The organism is Acinetobacter sp. YH12134 (assembly GCF_013418555.1).
Taxonomy (GTDB): Bacteria; Pseudomonadota; Gammaproteobacteria; order Pseudomonadales; family Moraxellaceae; genus Acinetobacter; species Acinetobacter indicus.
In genome coordinates, this window is the sequence record NZ_VPBT01000033.1 from 1 (window position 1) to 24,040 (window position 24,040).

A 24,040-nucleotide genomic window follows, 5' to 3' on the forward strand; every position below is an offset into this window, starting at 1 on the left:
GAATAATTCAAGTGAATTTGTTTGAAAGAAGAACTTTAAAAGCTTTATTTTCACCCGATAAAATACCCATAAAACAAGAGGAAGCTCAAATGAGCTTCCTCTTGTGAAAAATTGTGGGACAGCAATGACCTGAAGGTGCGCTTTTTTGTGCCTGAGGCTTAATGTGAGGGTGGTTGATGATGGGCAATTTCAATCTGGTTTAAAATATGATTGCTCATGTTCTTGGCCATTTCTTCTTTGGCAAAGTACACCTCACCGATATTGTCACGGCGAATGACTTCGGCTTCTTCTTTGCTTTCCGCGCAGATCAGCACCTGAATTTGCGGATTCAAAGTGGTGGCAATATCAACAATTTTATGAATATCAATAATGTCCATCGGTGAAATCACCAGTAAACGGGCATGTTGAATATGTGCCTGAATCAGTACTCCAGGCTCAGTGGCCACACCAGATACCGCAGCAATGCCTTTTTCCCGCAGGTTTTCGACAATCTCACGGTTTTCTTCGGCAATCACCACCTTGATATTTTCTGCCATCAGGTTTTTGGTAATGCGGCGGCCAACTTCACCATGGCCAATAATCACCACCTGATCACGCAGGTAATCTTGTGAAACTTCATCGGGTAACATCGCCAGCGGGTCGCCACTGCGTTCCAGCAAACGGGCTAGATGTGAGCGCTCGCGAATCCAGCGCTGTACCGGTTCAATCGCCGAAAACAGGAAGGTGTTTAAGGTAATGGAAATCAGGGCACCGGCCAGAATCAGGTTTTGACCTTCTAGAGACAGCAGCTGTAACGATACGCCGAGCGTGGCCAGAATAAAGGAGAATTCACCAATCTGCGCCAGTGAAGCACCCACCGTTAATGCAGTGTTAATCGGGTAGCGGAAGAACAGGACCAGGGCCATGGCGGCAATGGTTTTACCAATCATGATAATGCCGACCACTGCCAGCACATGCAGCGGTTCTTCCAGCAGAATCCGCGGGTCAAACAGCATCCCCACCGACACGAAGAACAGGATCGAGAAAATCTCCCGTAGCGGCAGGGTTTCTTCTTCAGCACGATGGCTAAAGTCAGACTCTTTCACCACCATACCGGCAAAGAAGGCGCCCAGTGCCATCGACACACCAAAGACTTTATAGGCACCAAAGGCAATTGACACGGCCGCCGCGACCACAGTCAGGGTAAACAGTTCACGGGAACCTAGACGCGCCACCACCTGCATAATCCAGGGTACCAATCGTTTTCCGACAATCAGCATAAAGGCAATAAAGCCGGTGACTTTTAACAGGGTAATGCCCAGTGTCAGCCAGATGTTTTCATCAGCTGCACTACCGGCAAGTGCCTGTCCACCCAACAGGACCGCAGTAGCCGGTAACAGTACCAGCACCAGTACCATCACCAGATCTTCGACCAGCAGCCAGCCCACGGCAATCTTGCCGTTGACCGAGTCTAGCAGGCCGCGATCCCCCAGTGCTTTGAGTAGAACTACCGTACTGGCACAGGACAGGCTAAGACCGAACACCAGTGCAGAGCCGAAACTCCAGCCCCACATCATCGAGACTCCAATCCCCAGTAAAGTGGCGACAGTAATCTGCAGGATGGCACCGGGCAGGGCAATCCGTTTGACTTGCATCAGGTCATTGAGCGAGAAATGCATCCCGACGCCAAACATCAGGAACATCACACCCAGTTCAGCCAGCTGGTTGGCCAGGTGAATATCACCGACCACGCCGGGCGTATTTGGACTAATCAGGATACCAGCCACCAGATAACCGATCAGGGGCGGTAAACGTAAACGGGCGGCAATATAGCCGAACAGTAAGGCCAGTCCAAAGCCGACAGCCAATAAGATAATAAGTTCTACATCATGCGGCACTAACAACTCCTTAAGCCAAGGTTAAGGGTAAAAAAGACAAGCACAGAGAGTGCCAGATTGAAAAGATCAGGAAATTTTAACAACTGGAAGAAAAAAAGTGCAAAAAAAAACGACCTGCAGAGAGGTCGTTTTTTTCAAAAAGCCAAAATTATTTGATTTTAGCTTCTTTGAAGATTACGTGTTGACGGATTTTTGGATCAAATTTTTTGATTTCCATTTTTTCCGGCATAGTACGTTTGTTTTTAGTCGTGGTATAGAAATAACCTGTACCAGCTGTAGAAACTAAGCGAATCTTATCACGCATTGTCCTGACTCCTTACTTAGATCTTTTGACCTTGAGCACGTAGGTCAGCAACAACCTTTTCAATGCCCAATTTGTCGATAATACGCATACCTTTAGTGGTTAAACGAAGACGTACAAAACGTTTTTCGCTTTCTAACCAGAAACGGTGGTGGTGCAGGTTCGGCTCGAACCGGCGCTTAGTTTTGTTGTTGGCGTGTGAGACGTTGTTACCAACGACTGGACGCTTGCCGGTAACTTGGCAAACCTTAGACATGGTGTAACTCCATTGATTTAGCCAACAGCAAATCTGTATGGCCAGTCAAAAATAAACGGATGAATTCATTCAAGGGGCGTTTTATACCAAAAATGCGCTTAAAAGACAAGCGATTTTCAGGAAAACGCAGCACGAGCCATGCTAATAGCTCATGCCTTGATCATTTAGCGAAGAAGCATCTTTGAAATTAGTCTGTGAATCGGCTTATTGAACGGCGGCAGGATGTATTTCAAGCTATACAGCTTCGGATTAGACATCACCGAGCGTTCATGCGACAAACTGAAGAATCCTTCGGGACCATGATATTTGCCCATCCCTGACGCACCGACACCACCAAATGGTAAGTCATCCTGTGCGACATGGGTCAGTACCATGTTTTGTCCGAAATGCCCTGAATGGGTACGCTGTGCGACATAGTCGGCACGCGCCTGATCAAAGTCGAAGTAGTATAATGCAAGTGGACGCGGACGGCTATTAATAAACTCGATTACATCATCAATTTGTTCATATTCCATGATGGGCAGCAGTGGTCCGAAAATTTCCTCTTTCATGATGCTCATTTCGGTGGTGACCCCGGTCAGTACGGTCGGAGCGACTTTGCGTACATCGTCCAGCAGTTCATTTTGCGGATTGATTTCAATCAGTTGGGCGCCCTGTTCACGGGCATTGTCTAAATAGCCCTGCAGCCGGTTGTACTGCTTGTCATTAATAATGGAGGTGTAATCCTGATTGTCGCGCAGACTTGGATACATCTGCTTAATATATTGTTCATAATGACCCAGGAATTCGGCGGTTTTGCCTTTAGGCAGGAACATATAGTCCGGTGCCACGCAGGTCTGTCCGGCATTCCAGAGTTTACCAACCGCAATCCGCTCGGCAACATCGGCCATATCACTTGATGGATGCACCAGCACGGGCGATTTACCGCCCAGCTCTAAAATCACCGGCACCAGATTTTCGGCTGCCGCCGCCATCACGGTTTTACCGACATTGGTCGAACCGGTAAAAATCATTTTATCGAAGGACAGATGACTAAAGGTATCGGAAATCGCACCGCCGCCGGTAATGACCGCCACCAGTTCCTGCGGGAAAGCCTCAGCAATGGCATTTTCCAGCACGCGGCCAAAATGCATCGAGGCACTGGAAATTTTAATCATGGCGTGGTTGCCGGCTGCTAAAGCGCAGATTAACGGACCGACCGACAGTAACAGCGGATAATTCCACGGTGCAATAATGCCGACCACACCCAAAGGCTGGTATTGCACCCAGGCTTTGGCCGGCTGATGAATAATTCCGACGTGTCGCTTGGACGGTTTCATCCAGCCGCTAAGGTTTTTGCTGTAGTATTTGATATGTTCAAGGCAGGTGAGTAATTCGCCAATTTTGGTCTCGTCCATCGAACGGTTACCATAGTCTTCATTAATTGCTTCGGCAAACTGATCCTGATATTTCACCAGCACCCGTTTTAACCGTGCCAGACGGTCAATCCGTTCTTTGGCAGTTGGCAGCGGATAGCGCTGATAGGCGTATTTCTGCAAGGCCAGAACATCATGTAAACGTTGTGCATCAAGGTTATGGGGCGTGCTGTCGGGAGTGGTCATCGAAGTTGTTTTTGTTTGACTGTTCATGGCGTGTTACCATTCGATTGAATCAATTAATTTAGTTTTTAGAGTATTTACTCTAAATAGTCAAGTTACTTTATCTGTTAGTTTCTTAACAGTTTGAAAGAATGGTTACTTTAGGATGTCACACTCGAAAACGGTGAAAACCAAAGAACGTATTTTGCAGTTAAGCCTGCAACTTTTTAATGAACGTGGCGAACGTGTCGTGACGACCAATCATATTGCAGCTGAATTGGGCATGAGTCCGGGTAATTTGTACTATCATTTCCGCAATAAAAACGAAATTATTAAAGAGCTGATGGAGCAGTATCAGGCCGAAACCCTGAGCATGCTGGCCTTGCCAGATGACCGTCCGCTGGATGCCAACGATAAGATTCATTACTTTCAGGTCCTTAGCAGCCAGTTATGGAACTACCGCTTTTTGCATCGGGATGTCTATCATCTGGTGGAAAATAACGAAGATTTCCGCAAAATGTATCCGCGTTTTGCCGGACAGGTGATGCAGCAGGGACAAAAAATTTATAAAGCTTTCGTGGAAGCCGGTTTAATGGAAATGACCGACTCGGAAATTGAAGCCTTAATTATTAACCTGTGGATTGTGCTGACCAACTGGACCAACTTCCTGTATATGTCGGGGCATATTACCGACTCGAATACGCTGGAAGAGAAGTGGGTCTGGCAGGCGCTGCGTCAGATGGTATTCCTGGAAGGGGCGTATTTGCGTGGTGAAAGCCGTCAAACCTATGAAGGCCTGTTACAGACCCTGGGTTCATCGGAACTGTTTGCCAGCTTATCTTCAAGCAAGAATACAGAAACTGATTCCCCTATTTAGTATGTTAAGGAAACGCGCTAGAATAGCCGGCTTATTTTTTCAATTTAACTGATTAGTGATATAAACCAACATGAATATGACGACTGCGAATACTGCACGTTTACTGATTACTTGTGAGGATAAGCCAGGTATCGTGCAGGCTGTATCGAGCTTTTTGTATCATCAGGGAGCAAATATTACCGCACTTGATCAATACGCGACTGAAGCTCAGGGCGGGCGTTATTTCATGCGCGTTGAATTCGAGCTGGATCATCTGCAAAGCCGTCGTGAAAGCCTGATCCAGACCTTTGCCAGCAATGTGGCCGAGCGTTATGAAATGCAATGGCGTCTGGCCTTGGTGGCCGATGTGAAAAAGGTCGGTATTTTAGTGTCTAAAGTCGATCATGCCTTGCTGGAACTGTTATGGCGTCATGCGCGTGGTGGTCTGCCGTGTGAAATCACCAAAGTGGTGTCGAATCACGAAACTTTACGTGAAGCGGTTGAGAACTTTGGTATTCCATTTGAAGTGGTGCCGGTTAACAAGGAAAATAAACGCGAAGCCTATGCCAAAATTGATGAATTGATGCAGGGCAATGATGTACTGGTGCTGGCACGTTATATGCAGATTCTGGATGAAGAATTTGTCAGCAAATGGGAAATGAAAGTGATCAATATTCACCATTCCTTCCTGCCAGCTTTCGTTGGCGCCAACCCGTATCAGCAAGCCTATGACAAAGGCGTGAAACTGATTGGGGCAACTGCGCACTATGTGACCGCGGATTTAGACCAGGGCCCGATTATCGAGCAGGATGTGGAGCGTGTCAGCCACGATTTTACTGTCGAGCAGCTGCGTGAACTGGGTCAGGATGTGGAGCGTAACGTGCTGGCGCGTGCAGTGAAATGGCATCTGGAAGACCGGATTATTGTCGATGGCAATAAAACAGTGGTATTCCAATAAGTTGTTGTGAATCACCAGATTTAAAGGCATACTTTTAGTATGCCTTTTTTATTGATTATTTGAAAAAGCCATTAAAATAGCCAAATTAATTGTTGCAAATGAAAACACTTCTCATTTATCATTGCGGTACTTTAATTGTGCTAACCGATGAGCTTGATAGGTCAAATCTGAAACTGGCTATCACCTCTTTAAGGTAACTGAGTTTAATGAGTCCATCTTCTACTCCCATGATGCAATCTCCTCATCCCATGAAAAAGAAAGTGCTGTCTGCACTGGTGGCCGTGGTTATTGGCCATATCGGGGTGTTGTGGGCGGTTAGCCAGATGGAATCACCGGAACTGAAACCGATTGACAAGGAGCCGCTAAAAGTCCGCTTTGTCAAAATTCAGGAACCCCCAAAACCTTTACCGCCACAACCAAAAGCAGAACCAAAACCGGCACAGCCTAAGCCACCAGAAGTCAAAGAAGTGAAAGTGGTTGAAAAACCATTGCCACCACCACCGAAAAAAGTGGAAAAAGTCCAGCAGGTGAAAAAGGCCGAAGCGCCAAAACCTGTGGTCAAACCGGTTGAGCCAACGCCGCAGCCAACCCCAACGGTTACCACCACGGTTTCTGAAACCAAAGTGGTGAAACCGGCACCGCAACAGGTGGTACAGCCTGCGCCAGTAGCGCCGCCTGCACCGGCTGTGCCAGCAACCAAATCGGTATCCATTGGGGGTTCGGGCGTGCAGTGGAGCCGCTCACCAAAACCATCGTATACCAACCGAGATTTACAGGGTGAAACCCGTAGCGTGGTGGTCTTAATTGAAGCCAATGAAAAAGGCTCAATCACCAGTGCGCGGATCACCCGTTCAAGCGGCATTGCTGCTTTAGATGAAAAGATTTTAAGCGCTGTGCGTAGTGCAAAATTCAAACCGTACAAGGAAAATGGCGTTGCTTATCCAATTCGTGCCGAGCAACCCTTTGAATTGACATTGAATCCTAACGGCTAACTTTAATCAGGAGTTCGAGTATGAACTTTTCAGTTTATTGGCAACATGCAGATGCAGTCAGCAAAACACTGTATTTCGTGTTACTGGCAATGTCGATTGCGACCTGGACAATTTTTGTGCTGCGTCTGATGGGCACCCGCCAACTTAAACAGCAAGCCTATGCTCAACTCGCTCAAGCGCTGAACAGCCTGAAAGCCAAATTTGCGCCTTTAAGTTTTGAACAGCGCAAGGCCGTGGCAGAGCAGGCGCTGTTACGCCAGATTTCGGCAGAAAAAGCCTCTGCAGAAAAAGGCGTATCGGTACTCGGAACTATTGCATCGCTGGCACCGTTTGTCGGTCTGTTTGGTACCGTATGGGGGATTTTCCACGCGCTGGTAGCGGTGGGTAAAAGCGGTCAGGCTGGCCTTGCCCAAGTGGCGACGCCTGTCGGTGAAGCACTGATCATGACCGGTTTTGGTCTGGCTGTCGCGATTCCAGCAGTTATTGCCTATAACATCTGTAGCCGTTTTAACCGGACCTTGTCACATGAGCTGCAAGATCATGCACACAACCTGTTAATTGACACCATGCTACAGCAGGATTCTGCGACCGCTCAGGCTGAAGTGAAAACTGCACAGCAAGGTTTAGTGGGAGGTCAGGCTTAATGGCATTTCAATTGGGTGAAGACAACGATAGCGGCATGAATGAGATGAACCTCATTCCGCTCATCGACATTATGCTGGTCTTGATGATCATCTTCCTGGTGACAGCGACCGTTGCCAACCCATCAATACCATTAACCTTGCCAGAAACCACGGCAGAAATTATTGATCCACCACCACAGGCGATTACCGTTAGCATTAATGCTTCGGGTGAAGTGGCCTGGGATGATCAGATCATCAGTCTGGATGAGCTGGAAAACCGTTTAAATGCGGCAGGCGAGCAGGAACGTAAGCCAACGGTACAATTACGTGCCGACAAAGATGCCCGTTATGATACCGTTGCCCAGGTAATGTCACGTGCGAGTGAAGCCGGACTCAGTGATATTGCCTTTGTCAGCGATAACTAAACGTGACAGGCCAGACTCAGGACGACCCATCACGGGTCGTTTTTTTATGGCAGCTGTTTATGTGCAAATTGCAGGAAAAGCGTGCAGCACATATTTTAAATGCCTGCCAATTCAATTAAGGTAGGCTAGGGAAAAACGAGAATTTTCAAGGAATTTTGGTGAAACAACGACAGGCACTGGATGCCAGAGCAGCCAGCATAATGTTTGTGCTGTGTATTTTCTGGGGACTGCAGCAGGTGGTGCTGAAAATTGCCGCGCCTGATATTTCACCGCTAATGCAAATGGCGCTGCGTTCCGGGATTTCTGCGCTGCTGGTCTGGCCGTTAATCCGGCTGGCTCAAGGTGTGCATTTATGGACACCGACGTATTTGTATCCGGGCTTGCTGGTCGGGCTGCTATTTGCCGCCGAATTTTTTATGCTGGCTGAAGCCATCCGCTTTACCTCGGCCTCCCATACCGTGGTGCTGCTGTATACCGCGCCAATTTTTGTAGCTTTAGGTCTGCACTGGAAGCTGCCCAGTGAACGGCTTTCCCTGCTGCAATGGAGCGGTATTCTGCTGGCTTTTCTGGGCATTGTGGTGACTTTTTTGGGGCGTGACAGTCAGCTCAGTGCCGCAACCAGTTCCATGCTCTATGGCGACTTTCTGGCTTTATGTGCCGGTATTTTATGGGCGGCCACTACCATAGCGGTGCGCTTAACCCCGCTGGCCGAAGCACCAGCCACCCAAACCTTATTCTATCAGCTGCTGGGCGGTTTTATCGTGCTATTCCCTTTGGCCTACTGGTCCGGACAGGCGGTGGTGCACTGGAGTCCGGTCGCTATTGGCAGCCTGTTGTTTCATGCCATTCTGATTTCTTTTGCCAGTTATTTAATCTGGTTCTGGTTACTGAAAAACTATCTGGCCTCACGCTTGGGGGTATTTTCTTTTTTAACCCCATTATTTGGGGTGCTGTTCGGCGTGTGGCTGCTGGGTGAGCAACTGGAACACAGCTTTATTATGGGTGCTATCCTGGTGATGCTGGGCGTGGTTATGGTCAGCGCACAGGGCTGGTTCAAGCGGCGCGTGGCCTGATGCTGAGCCAATCACAACGCTTTACTGCACTGGGCTTGAGCTCACTGCTGATCTGGGCCAGCCTAGTAGGTGTGGTCAAGCTGATTAGTGAGCAGCTCAGTCCGGTGCTGGCACTTGCGCTTATTTATAGTGTCAGTGCGCTGGTGATTCTGCTGCACCAAGGTTGGCCCAAACTTAGCCAGATGCCGAAAATCTATCTCTGGGGGAGTGGGGCATTATTTGTCAGCTATGAAATTCTGTTCCTGCTGTCGATTGCTTTATCGACACAGCGCGAACAGGTGCTGATGATTGCCATGATCAATTATCTGTGGCCGCCGCTGAGTATTGTGCTGGCGATTCTGGCCAAACAGCTGCGTTATCACTGGGCGGTAATTCCAGGCTTTTTGCTGGCCGTACTGGGCTTGATGCTGGTGGTCAATCCGGAGATCTGGAACTTGGCCCAGCTCTGGAGCGTACTGACGGAAAATCCGTTGGCTTATAGTCTGGCATTTTTAGCGGCCTTGTTATGGCCCTGCTACGGGGCGCTGACCCGAGCCTATGCCCAAGGCAGCAATGCAGTGTCACTGTTTTTTGTGGTGACTGCGGGTTTGCTGTGGGCGCTGCATGTAGGACTGGATGAGCCATGGCAATGGCCAAGCCTTTCGCTATGGGGATGGATTGTGCTGGCCGGTGCCCTGATTGGGATGGCCTATCATAACTGGAACCAGAGTATTCAGTTTGGTCGTATTCAGCTGCTAATTCTGGCCACCTATTTTATTCCGGTGCTGTCTTCATTGATCTCGATGTGGCTGTTGCAGCTACAGCCTGGCTGGGTGTTCTGGCTCGGCTGTAGTCTGGTCAGTCTGGGTGCGCTGATCTGCTGGAAAAGCACCAGCGAAATTTCCGCTTAGCTGGCGCTTATTTCCCGGCCTTAAAGATCAGCAGGTGCTACCTCTATTTTTCTTCAAAAATTTTCGACAATGGAATCGACAGCTTGGCTGCCAGATAGTCATCGGCTTCAATCAGCGCCGGTCCGAGTTTCTGCATCCATTCATCATCCGGATGAATATTGCCGACATCTTTGCGCTGCGGCAGCGGATAAGGCAGCTGGGTATAAAAACTCCAGAAATTGACCTGCGATAAATTTCGTACCAGCACCAGTTCATCGTTATCGGTGCGTTTAATCAGGTTTTGCTGCTCCAGCATCCAGATATAATTCGGTAAACGGCCAATTTCATCGCGGCCCAGTACTTCCAGTGCTTCCTGCTCGGTCACGCTTTCGCCTTTTTTCTGTTTTTGATAAAACAGCTCCAGCAGGTCCAGCAGCATAATCATCGGATGGCGTTTCTGGTCTTTGCCGGAATTAAAAGCGGTGAGGGCAAAGCTGATTTCCACGCCCAGCAAAATAATATTCCACGACAGAAAAATCCACAGCAGGAAAATCGGCACGGCAGCAAAGGCGCCATAGACAATTTCATAACTGGTGAAATTCGACATGATAAAGCCGAACAGGTTTTTTAATGCCTCAAACACCACCGCACTAAAGATGCCGGCAATCAGCGCGGCTTTAATCGGCACATTGCGGTTGGGAATGGTCCAGTACAGAATAAAAAAGCCGACAATGGTCAGGGAAAAGGAAATGATCCACAGAATAAAAGCACCGTTGACCTCATAACCGGCAAAGTTATTGCTCAGTACATTCATCGAGGCAACGGTAGATGACAGCACAAAGGCGCTGCCAAGTAAAATCGGCCCCAGCGAAATAATGGTCCAGTAGCGCATAAAGCCCATAATCCCGCCTCGGGTTTCTTTTACCCGCCAAATCCGGTTAAAGGCAGTTTCGATACTGGTCAGCATCAGTACAGTGGTAATGAACAGGAACAGAATCCCGATAATGGTGAGATTGCTGGATTTATCGGTAAAGGCATTCAGGGCCTTATCAAAGGCGATGGTGGTTTTGGGCAGAAAGTTGCTGTAAATCAGCTGCTGTAACTGCTGACGCGCCGGTTCTAAAGCTTTAATCGAGGAGATGATGACCAGAAAAACCGTCAGCATTGGCACCACCGCAAACAGTGTGGTATAGGTGAGCGAGCCGGCCTGTTCACGACAGCGGTCTGCTTCAAAACGGCGTAATACAAACAGCACGAATTGGAACCACTGGTGGTCATAAAAGGGCAGCTTTTTTAAATACTCAACAATCATGCGGCTAAAGTCTCGATTTTTTTAGTGATCTTTCTGTGTTTTCCTGTGCCAGCTTAACCAAAAATACAGCAAAATACCGTATAGTTTTCTTTTTTACTCTACAGATAACATTATGCAACCCTATGTTTTAGTTCTGTATTACAGCAAATATGGCAGCACCCGTGAAATGGCCCATCTGATTGCCAACGGGGTAGAGGCAGCAGGCGTAGCGGTAAAAATACGTACAGTACCGAATATTGCCGCGGTGGTCAAAACTGCCGAGCCGAGTATTCCGGCCGAAGGTGATATTTACTGTAGCCTGGATGACCTGGCCAACTGTGCCGGTCTTGCGCTTGGTTCGCCGACCCGTTTTGGCAATATGGCCTCGGAAATGAAATTCTTTTGGGATCAGACCACTAGTCTGTGGCTGAGCGGCGCTTTGCACGATAAACCGGCCTGTGTATTTACTTCATCGGGTTCACAGCACGGTGGCCAGGAAAGCACTTTGCTGACCATGCTGCCGCCGTTATTTCATCATGGCATGATGATTATGGGACTCAGTAATGCCCATCCGGCTTTATCCAATACCAAAACCGGCGGTACGCCTTATGGTGCGTCGCATGTCAGTGGCCCGCGTCATGACCAGAGTTTAAGTCAGGATGAAAAGAAACTTTGTGAAGCGCAAGGATTACGTTTAGCGGACGTGGTGAAAAAACTGCACAGCGCTTAAAAAATAGCTTTAAAAAAATAGCAGCAGCAAGGCCAAAATAGCGCTCAGATCCGTTAATGGCTTTCTGCTGTTGAGGCTGGTTTTTTGATTGTTAATTTAAATGAATTTCATGTGAAAATGACTGCTTCTGGTGATTTTCGATCACCCCGATTCGGCATCTAATAGTCTTTCTATACACAGCCTATGCTGTGACGGTTCTCTCCCTATTCATGATCGGTTGGGTGCTTTCCTGTGGAGGAAAAGAGCACCTTGCCGTCATGCACGCTGAGAAAAATCCAAACTACTGAGGAATACGAGATGAAAATGTGGTTCGTTATGGGATTTAGTGTGCTGAGTCTAAGTCTGGTGCTGTCCTGCAGTAGCAAGCGTGGTGCATCATCCGGATTATCCTGAAGAAAAAAGCACAAACCAAAGCCAAAGATCAGGCCAGCTCAAAAGAGCCAGCGGCGACTGAACAAGGCGCCCCGACACAGAAGTAATGTATGCGGTGCTCCGTTGGTGAGCTCGCACCCTCCATCGACCTCACCTCAAAGGTGTTAGAGTTTTTCTTTAAAGCGGTGTTTGCAGTTGAGGCACTGAAAATCCAGGAAGATATTCTGGTCCACAATGACCCCGGCTTTTTTACCAAAGCGATGACCCAGAAAACCGCCGGTAATGCCGACACTAATTGCACCCACAAAGGTACCAATGGTACCGCCCATAATCACCCCCAACGGTCCCGCCACGGTGCCTATGGCAGCGCCTAAAGAGGCACCGGAGGCGGCCCCGCCGACAGTTCCGGCTGCTGTTCCGGCCGACCCGAGCAATACTCCGCCAATTTTTTGTAAGTTTTGTTCATGGTTGCGCTTTTCAACCTGATTTGAGCCACATTTCGGACAGACGATACTGTGTTCCATCAACGGATTGTCTTGTGTCATGAGTGTAGAGTGCCTTCTAAAAATGCTGGGTCAATCCAAAGAGCCAATAGCTTAGGACAAAAGGCGTTAGCTGACCTTGGTCAAAACGCTCAGAATTTGCCGTTAGGCTTATGCTAAGCCATTCGGTCTGGAGCGTGGTAGAGAATTTTGTAAATCACATCGCCATAAAAAAAAGAGCACCTGAGTGCTCTTTTAGATATAAATTGCAGACAAAGTCTTAGTCGCGAACAAATTCAACCGTACCATTGGCCAGTGACTTCACACGCGCCAGAGATTCAACCCGGTAGCCTTTTTCCAGGAGCAGGTCACGACCTGGCTGGAAGGATTTTTCAATCACAATACCAATACCGACCACTTCTGCTTGGGCCTGATGAATCAGATCAGCCAGACCTAAAGCCGCCTGGCCATTGGCCAGGAAGTCATCAATCACCAGCACTTTGTCGCTTGAGCTGATGTGCTTGTTTGAAATTGCGATGGTGCTTTCGACCTGTTTAGTGAATGAAAACACTTTAGAGCGATACAGGTCATCTTTTAGGGTTAAAGACTGATATTTACGTGCAAAAATCACGGGAACGCCCAGCTCTAAACCTGCCATGACTGCCGGTGCAATACCTGACGCTTCAATGGTAATAATTTTGGTGATGCCGGCATCTTTAAACAAACGCGCAAATTCTTGACCAATTTGCTGCATCATGACCGGATCAATTTGATGGTTTAGGAAAGAATCGACTTTCAGAACTTCTTCAGACAGAACGATACCTTCAGCTAAGATTTTCTGTTCTAGTGCGTGCACGGGAGAATCCTCAACAGCAGGTGCTTTTTAAAGCAAAAGCGTATTTTAAAAAGCACCTGAAAAAATGCAAGCAAAAATCGAGAAAATGATTAACTTGTTGGGCCTTTATAGCCGGTTAACAGCAGGCCATAAGAGTTCTTCTTGTCCAGATGGGTCACTTTCACCGGTAAGTAGTCCAGTTTTGGCGCTAACCAGAAAATGGTTTCACGGCCCGGCTTGTCATGCTTAATCGCCACTTTAATGGTGTCAAAGGTGCCATAATTGGTTTTTACGCTTTCACTGCCTTGGCGTACAAATTTACGTGCTTCGACCTCCTTGGCATCGGCCAGGTAATAGGTCGATTTGAGCGAACCATTTTTTAAGTCTTCACGAATCTGCAATTCGGCATTCAGCTCATCGAGTACACCGGCTTTCCAGGCAAATGAACGCGACTCTTTGTCTTTTTTGGTATTAATCTTTTTCGCCGCCGGATTAAAGTGAATACTCATAGTGTTGTTATGAATCAGGATTTTGCTGCTGCGGCTAAAGCTGGAAGAACCAATTTTGCCATTTTCAAAGGTGAAGCGGCTGGTTTCCGTGGCCGAAGCAATCCCGCCGGCTTTGGCGGCAAAAACATAGTTCCACTGATTGCCGGATTTGCTTAGGGTTCGGGTCGCAGAGCCAAGGTTTTTGCCGTTATAGCTGAACTGATAACTGGCCTGGAATGGACTCATGGCAAAAGTCTGGCTTGAGAACCCTGCAAATAACAGTGCAGTCGAAACTCCCGCTGCCATGCCCATCGTTTTCAATACGTGTTTAGCCATAAGTAAATTGTTTCCTATGCTGTAAATAAGCGCACATTGTGCTTTGTTCTATTATGCGCTTGAATGATGAAGAGAAAATTTGCAAATATGCACTTTATGTAAAGCTTGTGTAGCAATCCTGATAGGTATCTGCAATCTTTTTCCCTGAGCTTTTAGCTCTTTTTCTGTTTGATGGGCGTCACTTCTGTGGCCGTTTGTGCTTCTTCGGCTTCTTCACGATCGCGATCTTGAGCAATTTTTCGAAATAGGGCGGTTAGGTTGACATTGCCCATGACCACCAGTTCGGCTTCACGCAACACCGCATGATTGACATGCACTTTGCCCAGAGTGTCAATGATCGAGCGGTTCTTGCCCAGCCAGCGGTTCAGGTCTAAATGTAATAGATCATCTTTAACTTTAATCACATTCAGTTTTTGCAGAATCATGCCCAGTGGATCTTTGTTCAGCACTTTCTGATAGAAGAACAGCGCAAACCGCACACCCAGCTTATGCAGGATGCTTGGATATTTGGCTTCAATCACCTGGGTATCACTAATCTGTTCAAATACAATCAGCTGGACATTTTTATTCAGTTCCATCTGCACCAGTTTCAAATCTACCGACAAAGTAATATACAGCCCGTTGTAGTCCAGGGTCGCATACAGACGCAGCCAGTCGTCATGTAAATCGGCATGTAAGTCTTTCAGCATTTTGACATTGTCGGTGACAAAGCGCTGAAAGGTCGCATTCAGAAAAACCTGAGACATTGGAAATTCGCGCTCATCTTCAATAAATCCTTCAGCCTTCTGATACATCTGACGTAAACGTTTTGAAATGAGAGAGATAAGAGGGGACATACAGGGCATTCCAATGGGTTAATCTTTATTAACTTTGCAGAGATCTTGTCGAATTGTATTAAAAATACGCCAATTGAAGCTTGCAGTTTAGCAAAATAAACTGCACCATTTTCAAGATTTTATTTATCGTGACACGACATGTTGACGAGTGTCTCGCTTTTTTTCAAAAGTAAAAACCAGTCTTATTTTATCTCGTTTTATACGATTTGGGGAATCCGCGATTTTGTCGGATTAATGTGATGTTAAAGAAATTTCATTTTGCACCTTTGACGCAGCAGTGGTGGAAAGATCCACTATTTGGCACCGTACTGACGCTGGCGGCACTTTCGCATCTGGCTGTGTTAACGGTGCAATTTGTCATGCCACAGCAAAGCGATGCCGCGGTCAAGGAAATTGCAGTCAGCTTAAGACCAAGTGCCACCGAAATTAAGGATGCCGACTTTTTAGCACAGGCCGACCAGCAGGGTTCTGGCACCTTCCGGGAAGCGCACCGCATGTCCAGCGATATGCCCGCACCAATGATTGAACAGAGTGCCGGTGATCAGCAGCTGGAAAGTCTTGAGCGTTTGCAGCAGCAGCGTGAACTGAGCTTTGAAGAAAAAGTGCTAATGACCACCTTAAGCTGGCAAAAGCAGGCGGCGGAAAACCAGCGTAAAAAAGCGCTGGAAGAATTAAACAGCCAGTTTCAGGCCAAAGCGGCGATGGTGGCCAGTCTGGAAGCGCAGTATTTACAGCGTCAGCAAAATTTCAGCCGTCAGCAGAAAATTAAAACCGTAGATGGAATTCAGGCCAAGCAGGATGTCGCAGCCGGTTATCTGGAAAAATTCCGTCAGAAAGTCGAATTTTATGGTAACCGTTATTATCCGGAAGCGGCCAAGCAGCAACAGTTGGCCGGTGAAGTACGTTTAATGGTGATTTTAAATGCCAACGGCGGGATTCGCGCGATTCGTTTAATTGAAAGCTCGGGGCATGCCATGCTGGATGAAGCTGCTAAAGCCTCAGTACGAAAAGCTGCTCCTTTTGGTGCCTTTGATGCCAAGATGAAAGATATTTCCGAGCTACGCATTATCCGGACCTGGCGTTTTGATCCGGCTGAGGCGGAGTTTGAGGTGCGCTAGCGTTTGTAGTGACGTAATACTTCACAAATTTCAACACTGAAATTTTCATACCAAGTGTTATGTCCGAGTTGTTGTGCGACTTGGTGTTCCGCATCTAAATGCCAAGCGTGTATATTTGAAAGATCATGCCAATAGGATAGGGCGATTTCAGATAAACCTTCTGTTAATGTTTCAAAATGAATGCAGCGGAATTGGCTTAAGGCTTTCTGACATAACTGCTGTGCTGTGGCAAAATACAGAGGATCAAGTTTTTTAATTTTCGCTTTAAAAATAACAACGTATTTCATGATTGTGGCTTATCTATTTTTATTCATCTCATCATAAAATAAACCCTATAAAAAAAGCGAGCCTAAGCCCGCTTCTTCATTTTTTACTTTAATCGCGTTCTAAATACGGGTTTTCAAAACCGAGCTTATCCAGAATTTCAATTTCAATGCCTTCCATTTCTTCAGCATCTTCATCTGAAGTTTCATGATCATAACCCATCAAATGCAAGGTGCCATGCACCAGCATATGGGTGAAATGGGTCAGCGGTGCTTTGCCTTGCTCATTCGCTTCGCGTAGCACCACCGGAATACAGATCACTAAATCTCCAATGGGGAAAGCATCAAGAAATTCGGCCATTTCATCGGGCAGTTCACTTGGGAAAGACAGCACGTTGGTCGGTTTGTCTTTCAGGCGATATTCCAGATTCAGTTTATGGCTTTCTTCATTGTCGACACAGGCGATCCCGATTTCACAGTCACTTTGGGTGCCAATATGTCGCAAGGTGGTTTCTACAACTTTTTTGATATAGCTACGTTTCAAGACCAGTTCAGGGGCTTGAACATCCTGTTGTAGAGAAAGACTCAGTTTCAAAATATATCCTTAGATCAGTTTAGTCCTGCGCATCGGCCTTGGCATCGTTTTCTGCAATCAGCGCTTCCTGACGGGCTTTGCGTTCGGCACGGGCTTCTGCACTCAGACGTTGTTGCTCACTGTCCCAGCCTTCGTAGGCTTCAACAATTTTTTGCACCAGTTGATGACGCACCACATCACGTGAATGGAAACGGGTAATATGAATTTCCTTGACGTGCTCCAGCACGCGCAGGGCATGCGCCAGACCAGACTGCTGACCACGCGGTAAATCGACCTGAGTCACGTCACCGGTAATTACGGCACGTGAGCCAAAGCCCAAACGGGTCAGGAACATTTTCATCTGTTCTGGTGTGGTGTTCTGCGCTTCATCCAGAATCACAAAAGAATGGTTCAGGGTACGACCACGCATATAGGCCAGTGGCGCGACTTCAATCACCTGACGTTCAATCAGCTTGGCGACTTTTTCAAAGCCGAGCATTTCATATAACGCGTCATACAGCGGGCGCAAATACGGGTCAATTTTCTGGGTTAAATCACCCGGCAGGAAACCGAGTTTTTCACCGGCTTCAACCGCAGGGCGGACCAGTAAAATCCGCTGGATTTCATTACGCTCCAGCATATCGACGGCTGCAGCTACCGCCAGGTAGGTTTTACCGGTTCCTGCTGGGCCAATCCCGAACGAAATATCGCTTTGTAAAATACGCTGCACATAACGTTTCTGGTTGGCACCGCGCGGGTTAATCCGGCCTTTGCGGGTCTGTAACCAGACCGCATCTAAACCGGTATGTTCCTGCTCTTCATCAATCTGCAATTCACGGTCAGTCTGGCTGCCCTGAATCATCATGTGTAAGGTGTCGGCACTAATCTGGCTGGAATTTTCCGATTCTTCATATAAACGCTGAAGCAAGAGCTCGGCTCTCTCAACTGCATCTATTTCACCATCAATAAAAAAGGCATCACCTCGATGAGAAATTTGCACATCTAGACGCTGTCCAATCTGTTTCAAGTGGCCGTTATAAGCACCGAGCATGCTTTTGAGACGTTCCATTGAAATGCCAGGAAAATTTACTGTACGTCGAATTGCTGCAGTCAAGAGAATTCCTTATTCAGAAGTAGTCGTATTGTTCCCTTACATTACGCCACGTCTGGTTCAAGATTCAAGAGTTCACCATAAACTAAATTTAAAGTTTTAATCTCGGTAATCTCAATCTCCGCAAAGCGTCCGACCCAAGCCGGATCACCAATAAATGTTACCAAACGTGTATTGTCTGCCGTGCCGACCAGTACATTCGGATCTTTGTTCGACACGCTCTCAATTAACACACGTTGCACGGTGCCGAGCATGGCATCAGTTTTGTCAATACTGGACTGTTTAATCCATTGCTGCACTTTGGCCAGACGTTCTTTTTTGACATCTTCCGGAGTGTTGTCCGGCAGTTCAGAAGCCGGGGTGCCCGGACGTTTTGAATAGACAAAACTGTACGAATGATCGAAGTCCATATCCTGGATAAACCGATAGGTTTCTTCAAAATTCTCGTCAGTTTCGCCCGGGAAGCCAATAATAAAGTCGGAAGATAAATGCATGTCCGGACGCACTTTACGTAACTTGGCAATTTTTTCGATGTAAACATCAATGGTGTGGTTACGTTTCATGGCCTGTAATACATCATTGGAACCACTTTGTACTGGCAAGTGCAAATGCGACACCATTTGTGGCAAGTCACGGTAGCACTGAATCAGGTCATCATTAAATTCTAGTGGATGCGAAGTGGTATAACGTAAACGGCCAATCCCCGGAATTTCGGCGACCAAACGCAACAGGTCAGCAAAGGTACAGATGTTGCCGTCAAAAGTTTCACCGCGATAACCATTCACGTTCTGACCGAGCAGTGAAATCTCACGTACGCCTTTTTCTGCCAGACCAGCAATTTCCGCCAGGACGTCATCGAGTGGACGTGAAACTTCTTCACCACGGGTATAGGGCACCACGCAGAAAGAACAGTATTTGGAACAGCCTTCCATAATCGACACAAAGGCTTTAAAACCTTCGACGCGCGGTTCTGGCAGGAAGTCGAATTTTTCAATGTCCGGGAAAGAAATATCCACCAGCTTGATTTTTTCTTTTTTCGGTTTTTCAACCTGATCATTATGCTGATCCAGCATTTGTGGCAAACGGTGCAAGGTCTGTGGGCCAAACACCATATCGACATACGGCGCACGTTTTTGAATATTGTCGCCTTCCTGAGAAGCAACACAGCCACCTACGCCAATCACCAGATCCGGATTTTTTTCTTTCAGTTTGCGCCAGCGGCCCAGTTCCGAGAACACTTTTTCCTGAGCCTTTTCTCGGATGGAACAGGTGTTCATCAGCAGGATATCGGCATCGGCCGGATTGCTGGTTAGCACATAGCCGTGAGAATCGCCTAAAAGATCTGCCATACGATGACTGTCATACTCATTCATCTGACACCCTTGCGTTTCGATGTACAGCTTTTTCACTGAACCGTCGGCTGGGGTGTGCTGTGGCTGGGTAACAGTGTTTTCTGCGGCAGCTTTGGCACCATTTGGAATGAAGGTTTGAACCGTCATGTAGGCTCCTGAAGGATAAAATCGAGATCGTCCGTTCTGAAATGTTTGAACGGCAGAGGTGATAGAAAAACGCGTATTTTAACAGGAACTGGGTATAAACTTATAGCCCTAAATGAGGGAAGCAGAAGATTGATTTATCAATTAAAATTGTTCGAAAATTAATATTGTTTAATCATGAGGTTACATAACACAACAATTGAGGTGTTTGAGAATAATGAAACTGTTTTAGTATATTGCGGTAAGAGAGGAGAGGCGAAGTAATGACTGAAAATAGGCACATGCGCACATGGACTGAAAAGAAAAGAATTTTTTGCAAAAAGCTTGTGTTAGGTTTGGCATCACTGAGCATTTTCCCAACCTTGTACGCAGCCGAAGAGCAGTTTAATGATGCGCTGCGGGCAGCCAATGCCAGTAACCTCTCTTTATTGCAGCAATATCAAAGTGTCATGCAAAATGATGTGCTCGGCTATTATCCGGAATACTGGATTTTAAATACCAATCTGGCCACTCAGTCACCCGCCTCGATTGTGCAGTTTGCCCAGCGTTATCCACAGTCGGCCATGGCAGAAAAACTGGCCGCTGACTATGTCGAAGAAAAAGTCAAACAGGCCGATTTTAGCAATGCTGTATCAGTGCTGCCCTATGTGACCAATGCCGACCGTGCCGAAAGCTGTGCCGTGGCGCAGGTGCGTGCCCAGTCGGGTGATCCGCTGGTTTTTGCCGAATTTAAAGATGTCTGGCTAACCACCAATTCGCAGCCGGAATCCTGTACCGGTCTGGGCCGGATGATGTTATCCAGCCCACTGATGACCCAGGAAGATAAACAGCAGCGTTTGTGGGTGCAGCTGCGTGCCGGCCAATCCGGACAGGCGCTTGCCACTGCACAGGGACTAGGTTTAAACCTGAGTCTGTCGCAGCTGAACAGCATTCAGGCCAACCCGCTTAACTATTTATGGTCTGCACCAAAAGCCAGTGCTGAAGATCAGGCTTATCTGATTTATGCCTTGGGCCGCCTGGCCGATACCGACCTGAACTCGGCTCTATCTGCGGTGAAACGTGCTGCAGAAGGTACCCCGCAGTCGGTGCAGCGCGCCTTGTATCGTGCTGTGGGCTATATTGGCGGCACCACCGTCATGAAGAACAATTTTAACCGTGAAGTACTGAATGCGCTGGATGCCAGCTATGGACTGCCATTTAGCCCGGAAGAAGCGGAAATTTATGCCCGTCAGGCGATTCGTTTTGGTGCTTGGGAAAGTGTAATTCGCGCGATTGATGCCATGAGCGTGTCGCAAAAGCAGGAAGACCGCTGGCAGTACTGGCTGGCGCGTGCCTCTGAGCAGCGTGGCGATGCCACTTCAAAACGCAGTGCTGACGCGATTTATAAACGTTTGGCTCAGGGTGATGATTACCACAATTTGCTGGCCAAAGATCAGCTCGGATACAGCTATTCTTCGATTCCTGTGAGCCGTGAGCCAAGTTCGCAGGATATGCAGCGTTTAAATCAGGATATTCACTTTAGACGTGCCTTTGCCTTGCGCCAGATTAATGCACCGGCCAGTTATATTAACCGTGAATGGAACTGGGCTGTGCGTCAGGCCTATTTAAAACATGATGATGGTCTGTTATTGGCTGCAGCCAAACGCGCCACCGATATGGGCTGGTATGACCGGGCCATTTATGCGGCAGACCGCACCACCAAGCAGCATAACTATCAGTACCGTTATGCTATGCCGCACAAGAATTATGTGGTCAGCCACAGCCAGAACGCCGGGATTGATCCGGCTTGGGCCTATGGCCTGATGCGTCAGGAAAGCCGTTTTGTGACTACGGCGCGTTCGCATGTCGGGGCGGGTGGTTTAATGCAGATTATGCCGGATACCGCGCGTTTAATTGCCCGCCAAATGGGGGAAACCTATAATCCGGCGGCACTCACCGATATGAATACCAATATTCGTTATGGCACGTTTTATCTGTCGACCATCCAGGGTCAGCTTAGTAATAACTCGGTTTTAGCAACTGCGGGCTATAATGCCGGGCCAAACCGTGCCCGTCGCTGGCAGCCTGAATTTCAAAACATGGCAGCGGATCAATATACCGAATCCATTCCGTTGCTGGAAACACGCGATTACGTTAAACACGTCATGACCAATGCCACGCACTATGGATTATTGCTGGGTCAGGGCGCGCAATCAATCAGTAAACGTATGCAGCAGATTCCAATGCGCAATAAGCAGTAAACAAGATGGGGTGTCTCCTGCATGGATGCAGGAGGATGGGACTCAAAACGACACGAGAAGGTGCTAAGTTTGAGAATGAAGAAATTGACAGCCGGGGGGCAGCCAGCGGGAATCCTCATCCTGATTTCGGGTGGGGCGGGGGTATTGCTCAGTAGTGCTGCATGTGCTGCCACGGTGCAGGGCTATGTCATGGATGTACAAATGACACCCGCCGTGTGCATGTTTGACAGCAACCGCGCCAAGCAGCGGAAATGCCTGCAAGGCTACTCGCTGAATATTACCGGGCTGTATCCGGAAACCTCCCGTCGTGACTGCGAAACCAGCTCTTCAGCCAAACTGTCTCCCATTCAGGCCAAAGTGGTGGCACGGGTCATGCCCGATGAACATGCCCGGGTGCAATTGTGGCAGGGTATTGGTGGCTGCGTACCGATGAATGCCAGCCAGTATTTTCGTACCATTATTAACTATGCCGACCGGCTGAAAGTCCCGGCGGTGCTGACTGGTCAGGAAACTACCGTAGTGCAGCAGAATGAACTGAACCGGCTGTTTATTCGCCTGAATCCGGGCATGCATTCCAAGAGCATTCATTTTCAGTGCACTTCGCATCAGGCCAAAAGTTATTTAACCGAATTGAAAATCTGCTATAGCCCGAATGGGCGCTATAAACAGTGCAGCAGTAGCGTGGAAACCCAGTGTCCATCGGCCTTTATTATTAAAGGTTCATACTAAAACCCGACGTTTTTCGGCATTTTATTTATATTTCCTATCAGACTTTTGTTGAAATCCATAGCCTTTTACATGCATCTGACAAAGGATTGGAGTACAATCTTTGCCGTTTATGATTATTAAGATTAGATAGAACAGCTATTTAATCGCATTAACTATCCTCTCAACTGGAGATAATTACATGAAGCAACCTGTTCGCGTTGCCGTTACTGGCGCTGCTGGTCAAATTGGTTACAGCCTATTATTCCGTATCGCTAGCGGTGAAATGTTGGGTAAAGACCAACCAGTTATTCTTCAATTATTAGAAATTCCTGTTGAGAAAGCTCAACAAGCGCTGAAAGGCGTAATGATGGAACTTGACGACTGTGCTTTCCCATTATTGGCTGGCATGATCGGTACTGATGATCCTAAAGTTGCATTCAAAGATGCTGACTATGCACTTTTAGTTGGTTCACGTCCACGTGGTCCAGGTATGGAACGTGCTGACCTTCTTAAAGTCAACGGTGAAATCTTCATCGGTCAAGGTCAAGCGCTGAACGAAGTTGCGAGCCGTGACGTTAAAGTTCTTGTTGTAGGTAATCCTGCGAACACGAATGCTTACATCGCAATGAAATCTGCTCCAGATCTTCCAGCGAAGAACTTCACAGCAATGTTACGTCTTGACCACAACCGTGCGTTGACTCAACTTGCTCAAAAAGCTGGTGTTGCAGTTTCTGACATCAAAAACATGACAGTTTGGGGTAACCACTCTCCAACAATGTATGCTGACTACCGTTTTGCGAACGTAAACGGCGAAAGCTTGAAAGACAAAATCAACGATGCTGAATGGAACAAAGACGTATTCCTTCCAACTGTTGGTAAACGTGGTGCTGCAATCATCGAAGCGCGTGGTCTGTCTTCTGCTGCTTCTGCTGCAAACGCTGCAATCGACCATATGCGTGACTGGGCGCTTGGCACAAACGGCGAATGGGTAACCATGGGTATTCCTTCTGATGGTTCTTACGGTATCCCTGAAGGCGTAATGTTCGGTTTCCCTGTAACTTGCGAAAATGGCGAATACAAGATCGTTCAAGGTCTTGAAATCGACGAATTCAGCCGTGAGCGTATCAACTTCACGCTAAACGAGCTTGAAGAAGAACGTGCAGCAATTGCTGACATGGTGAAATAATTTAGTGTTGAACTAAGTTAGAAAAAGCACTCCATTTGGGGTAATGCCAGTCAGTTAAGCAAATATTAGAAAAATGTAGTAAAAATGAGTGTATGTAAATACGCTCATTTTTTTATGTCTTTATCTGAACATTTAGAATCCACTCTTGAACATGCTCTCCCATCACT

The 24,040-nt window shown here is 47.5% G+C and carries 25 protein-coding genes; 12 read left to right on the forward strand and 13 right to left on the reverse strand.

The window, feature by feature from the left end:
* Positions 1-158: 158 nt before the first annotated feature.
* From FTU69_RS13785 to FTU69_RS13800, 4 genes are all read right to left on the reverse strand, one after another.
* Positions 159-1,877 carry a cation:proton antiporter gene (locus tag FTU69_RS13785; protein ID WP_075167257.1) on the reverse strand — a complete coding sequence of 573 codons (1,719 nt, stop codon included), beginning with the start codon at positions 1,875-1,877 and terminating at the stop codon, positions 159-161.
* Between the two features lie 148 nt (positions 1,878-2,025).
* Positions 2,026-2,181: a 50S ribosomal protein L33 gene (rpmG, locus tag FTU69_RS13790; protein WP_003654787.1), complete on the reverse strand. Its 156-nt coding sequence runs from the start codon at positions 2,179-2,181 to the stop codon at positions 2,026-2,028.
* A gap of 16 nt (positions 2,182-2,197) precedes the next feature.
* Positions 2,198-2,434: a 50S ribosomal protein L28 gene (gene rpmB / locus FTU69_RS13795; RefSeq protein ID WP_000048256.1), complete on the reverse strand. Its 237-nt coding sequence runs from the start codon at positions 2,432-2,434 to the stop codon at positions 2,198-2,200.
* 164 nt (positions 2,435-2,598) lie between these two features.
* Positions 2,599-4,062 (reverse strand): coniferyl aldehyde dehydrogenase, encoded by a 1,464-nt coding sequence (locus FTU69_RS13800; protein ID WP_180104053.1) that lies wholly within the window; start codon positions 4,060-4,062, stop codon positions 2,599-2,601.
* A 115-nt stretch (positions 4,063-4,177) separates the two neighbouring features.
* On the opposite strand from FTU69_RS13800, the gene FTU69_RS13805 reads away from it, so the two are divergent.
* From FTU69_RS13805 to yddG, 7 genes are all read left to right on the forward strand, one after another.
* Positions 4,178-4,888, forward strand: coding sequence for a TetR/AcrR family transcriptional regulator (locus tag FTU69_RS13805; RefSeq protein WP_005182118.1), 711 nt, complete (start codon positions 4,178-4,180; stop codon positions 4,886-4,888).
* A 70-nt stretch (positions 4,889-4,958) separates the two neighbouring features.
* Entirely contained in the window at positions 4,959-5,825 is an 867-nt protein-coding gene (purU, locus tag FTU69_RS13810) for a formyltetrahydrofolate deformylase (RefSeq protein ID WP_005182122.1), read from the forward strand.
* 206 nt (positions 5,826-6,031) lie between these two features.
* On the forward strand, positions 6,032-6,817 hold the full coding sequence (locus FTU69_RS13815) for an energy transducer TonB (protein WP_180104054.1): 786 nt from the start codon (positions 6,032-6,034) through the stop codon (positions 6,815-6,817).
* A 20-nt stretch (positions 6,818-6,837) separates the two neighbouring features.
* Entirely contained in the window at positions 6,838-7,461 is a 624-nt protein-coding gene (locus FTU69_RS13820) for a MotA/TolQ/ExbB proton channel family protein (protein WP_005182127.1), read from the forward strand.
* On the forward strand, positions 7,461-7,865 hold the full coding sequence (locus FTU69_RS13825) for a biopolymer transporter ExbD (protein ID WP_005182129.1): 405 nt from the start codon (positions 7,461-7,463) through the stop codon (positions 7,863-7,865). The genes FTU69_RS13820 and FTU69_RS13825 overlap by 1 nt, the downstream gene beginning before the upstream one ends.
* 158 nt (positions 7,866-8,023) lie before the next feature.
* The gene (locus FTU69_RS13830; RefSeq protein ID WP_127799009.1) at positions 8,024-8,938 is read left to right on the forward strand and encodes a DMT family transporter; all 915 of its coding nucleotides are present in this window, start codon (positions 8,024-8,026) and stop codon (positions 8,936-8,938) included.
* Positions 8,938-9,828, forward strand: coding sequence for an aromatic amino acid DMT transporter YddG (gene yddG, locus FTU69_RS13835; RefSeq protein WP_160241633.1), 891 nt, complete (start codon positions 8,938-8,940; stop codon positions 9,826-9,828). The genes FTU69_RS13830 and yddG overlap by 1 nt, the downstream gene beginning before the upstream one ends.
* Positions 9,829-9,871: 43 nt before the next feature.
* Here the strand turns inward: yddG and FTU69_RS13840 are convergent, their stop codons facing one another.
* The gene (locus tag FTU69_RS13840; RefSeq protein WP_180104055.1) at positions 9,872-11,119 is read right to left on the reverse strand and encodes a YihY family inner membrane protein; all 1,248 of its coding nucleotides are present in this window, start codon (positions 11,117-11,119) and stop codon (positions 9,872-9,874) included.
* A gap of 112 nt (positions 11,120-11,231) precedes the next feature.
* Between FTU69_RS13840 and wrbA the strand changes: the two genes are divergently transcribed.
* Positions 11,232-11,828, forward strand: coding sequence for an NAD(P)H:quinone oxidoreductase (wrbA, locus tag FTU69_RS13845; RefSeq protein ID WP_104470746.1), 597 nt, complete (start codon positions 11,232-11,234; stop codon positions 11,826-11,828).
* A 536-nt stretch (positions 11,829-12,364) separates the two neighbouring features.
* On the opposite strand, the gene FTU69_RS13850 is transcribed toward wrbA, so the two are convergent.
* The 4 genes from FTU69_RS13850 to FTU69_RS13865 all read right to left on the reverse strand — a co-directional run bounded on the left by FTU69_RS13850 (position 12,365) and on the right by FTU69_RS13865 (position 15,177).
* Entirely contained in the window at positions 12,365-12,745 is a 381-nt protein-coding gene (locus FTU69_RS13850) for a hypothetical protein (RefSeq protein ID WP_005182135.1), read from the reverse strand.
* 217 nt (positions 12,746-12,962) lie between these two features.
* Positions 12,963-13,538, reverse strand: a complete 576-nt coding sequence (locus FTU69_RS13855; protein WP_005182137.1) for a xanthine phosphoribosyltransferase — start codon at positions 13,536-13,538, stop codon at positions 12,963-12,965.
* A gap of 89 nt (positions 13,539-13,627) precedes the next feature.
* On the reverse strand, positions 13,628-14,341 hold the full coding sequence (locus FTU69_RS13860) for a DUF3108 domain-containing protein (RefSeq protein WP_045796415.1): 714 nt from the start codon (positions 14,339-14,341) through the stop codon (positions 13,628-13,630).
* Between the two features lie 152 nt (positions 14,342-14,493).
* Positions 14,494-15,177: a hypothetical protein gene (locus FTU69_RS13865; protein ID WP_168381751.1), complete on the reverse strand. Its 684-nt coding sequence runs from the start codon at positions 15,175-15,177 to the stop codon at positions 14,494-14,496.
* 239 nt (positions 15,178-15,416) lie between these two features.
* Here FTU69_RS13865 and FTU69_RS13870 point away from each other — a divergent pair, with 239 nt between their 5' ends.
* Positions 15,417-16,295, forward strand: a complete 879-nt coding sequence (locus FTU69_RS13870) for an energy transducer TonB (RefSeq protein WP_005182159.1) — start codon at positions 15,417-15,419, stop codon at positions 16,293-16,295.
* On the opposite strand, the gene FTU69_RS13875 is transcribed toward FTU69_RS13870, so the two are convergent.
* From FTU69_RS13875 to miaB, 4 genes are all read right to left on the reverse strand, one after another.
* A complete protein-coding gene (locus FTU69_RS13875; RefSeq protein WP_168381752.1) occupies positions 16,292-16,582 on the reverse strand; it encodes an antibiotic biosynthesis monooxygenase in 291 nt (96 codons plus the stop codon). The two genes, FTU69_RS13870 and FTU69_RS13875, sit on opposite strands and share 4 nt — an antisense overlap.
* 88 nt (positions 16,583-16,670) lie before the next feature.
* Positions 16,671-17,153, reverse strand: coding sequence for an rRNA maturation RNase YbeY (gene ybeY, locus FTU69_RS13880; protein ID WP_180104056.1), 483 nt, complete (start codon positions 17,151-17,153; stop codon positions 16,671-16,673).
* Between the two features lie 19 nt (positions 17,154-17,172).
* Positions 17,173-18,246 (reverse strand): PhoH family protein, encoded by a 1,074-nt coding sequence (locus FTU69_RS13885; protein ID WP_016659561.1) that lies wholly within the window; start codon positions 18,244-18,246, stop codon positions 17,173-17,175.
* 41 nt (positions 18,247-18,287) lie between these two features.
* On the reverse strand, positions 18,288-19,742 hold the full coding sequence (gene miaB, locus FTU69_RS13890; protein WP_180104057.1) for a tRNA (N6-isopentenyl adenosine(37)-C2)-methylthiotransferase MiaB: 1,455 nt from the start codon (positions 19,740-19,742) through the stop codon (positions 18,288-18,290).
* A 260-nt stretch (positions 19,743-20,002) separates the two neighbouring features.
* Here miaB and FTU69_RS13895 point away from each other — a divergent pair, with 260 nt between their 5' ends.
* The 3 genes from FTU69_RS13895 (at position 20,003) to FTU69_RS13905 (ending at position 23,873) form a co-directional block, all read left to right on the forward strand.
* A complete protein-coding gene (locus FTU69_RS13895) occupies positions 20,003-21,979 on the forward strand; it encodes a transglycosylase SLT domain-containing protein (RefSeq protein WP_373685100.1) in 1,977 nt (658 codons plus the stop codon).
* A gap of 75 nt (positions 21,980-22,054) precedes the next feature.
* Positions 22,055-22,708: a ribonuclease I gene (locus FTU69_RS13900; RefSeq protein ID WP_045796419.1), complete on the forward strand. Its 654-nt coding sequence runs from the start codon at positions 22,055-22,057 to the stop codon at positions 22,706-22,708.
* Positions 22,709-22,886: 178 nt separating this feature from the next.
* The gene (locus tag FTU69_RS13905) at positions 22,887-23,873 is read left to right on the forward strand and encodes a malate dehydrogenase (protein WP_005182191.1); all 987 of its coding nucleotides are present in this window, start codon (positions 22,887-22,889) and stop codon (positions 23,871-23,873) included.
* Positions 23,874-24,040 lie beyond the last annotated feature (167 nt).

Bases quoted from the DNA above. Each gene is read 5' to 3' on its own strand.
- rpmG (WP_003654787.1), bottom strand. From the start codon at position 2,181: ATGCGTGATAAGATTCGCTTAGTTTCTACAGCTGGTACAGGTTATTTC.
- rpmB (WP_000048256.1), bottom strand. From the start codon at position 2,434: ATGTCTAAGGTTTGCCAAGTTACCGGCAAGCGTCCAGTCGTTGGTAAC.
- FTU69_RS13800 (WP_180104053.1), bottom strand. From the start codon at position 4,062: ATGAACAGTCAAACAAAAACAACTTCGATGACCACTCCCGACAGCACG.
- FTU69_RS13805 (WP_005182118.1), top strand. From the start codon at position 4,178: ATGTCACACTCGAAAACGGTGAAAACCAAAGAACGTATTTTGCAGTTA.
- purU (WP_005182122.1), top strand. From the start codon at position 4,959: ATGAATATGACGACTGCGAATACTGCACGTTTACTGATTACTTGTGAG.
- FTU69_RS13815 (WP_180104054.1), top strand. From the start codon at position 6,032: ATGAGTCCATCTTCTACTCCCATGATGCAATCTCCTCATCCCATGAAA.
- FTU69_RS13820 (WP_005182127.1), top strand. From the start codon at position 6,838: ATGAACTTTTCAGTTTATTGGCAACATGCAGATGCAGTCAGCAAAACA.
- FTU69_RS13825 (WP_005182129.1), top strand. From the start codon at position 7,461: ATGGCATTTCAATTGGGTGAAGACAACGATAGCGGCATGAATGAGATG.
- yddG (WP_160241633.1), top strand. From the start codon at position 8,938: ATGCTGAGCCAATCACAACGCTTTACTGCACTGGGCTTGAGCTCACTG.
- FTU69_RS13840 (WP_180104055.1), bottom strand. From the start codon at position 11,119: ATGATTGTTGAGTATTTAAAAAAGCTGCCCTTTTATGACCACCAGTGG.
- wrbA (WP_104470746.1), top strand. From the start codon at position 11,232: ATGCAACCCTATGTTTTAGTTCTGTATTACAGCAAATATGGCAGCACC.
- FTU69_RS13850 (WP_005182135.1), bottom strand. From the start codon at position 12,745: ATGACACAAGACAATCCGTTGATGGAACACAGTATCGTCTGTCCGAAA.
- FTU69_RS13860 (WP_045796415.1), bottom strand. From the start codon at position 14,341: ATGGCTAAACACGTATTGAAAACGATGGGCATGGCAGCGGGAGTTTCG.
- FTU69_RS13865 (WP_168381751.1), bottom strand. From the start codon at position 15,177: ATGTCCCCTCTTATCTCTCTCATTTCAAAACGTTTACGTCAGATGTAT.
- FTU69_RS13870 (WP_005182159.1), top strand. From the start codon at position 15,417: ATGTTAAAGAAATTTCATTTTGCACCTTTGACGCAGCAGTGGTGGAAA.
- FTU69_RS13875 (WP_168381752.1), bottom strand. From the start codon at position 16,582: ATGAAATACGTTGTTATTTTTAAAGCGAAAATTAAAAAACTTGATCCT.
- miaB (WP_180104057.1), bottom strand. From the start codon at position 19,742: ATGACGGTTCAAACCTTCATTCCAAATGGTGCCAAAGCTGCCGCAGAA.
- FTU69_RS13895 (WP_373685100.1), top strand. From the start codon at position 20,003: ATGACTGAAAATAGGCACATGCGCACATGGACTGAAAAGAAAAGAATT.
- FTU69_RS13900 (WP_045796419.1), top strand. From the start codon at position 22,055: ATGAAGAAATTGACAGCCGGGGGGCAGCCAGCGGGAATCCTCATCCTG.
- FTU69_RS13905 (WP_005182191.1), top strand. From the start codon at position 22,887: ATGAAGCAACCTGTTCGCGTTGCCGTTACTGGCGCTGCTGGTCAAATT.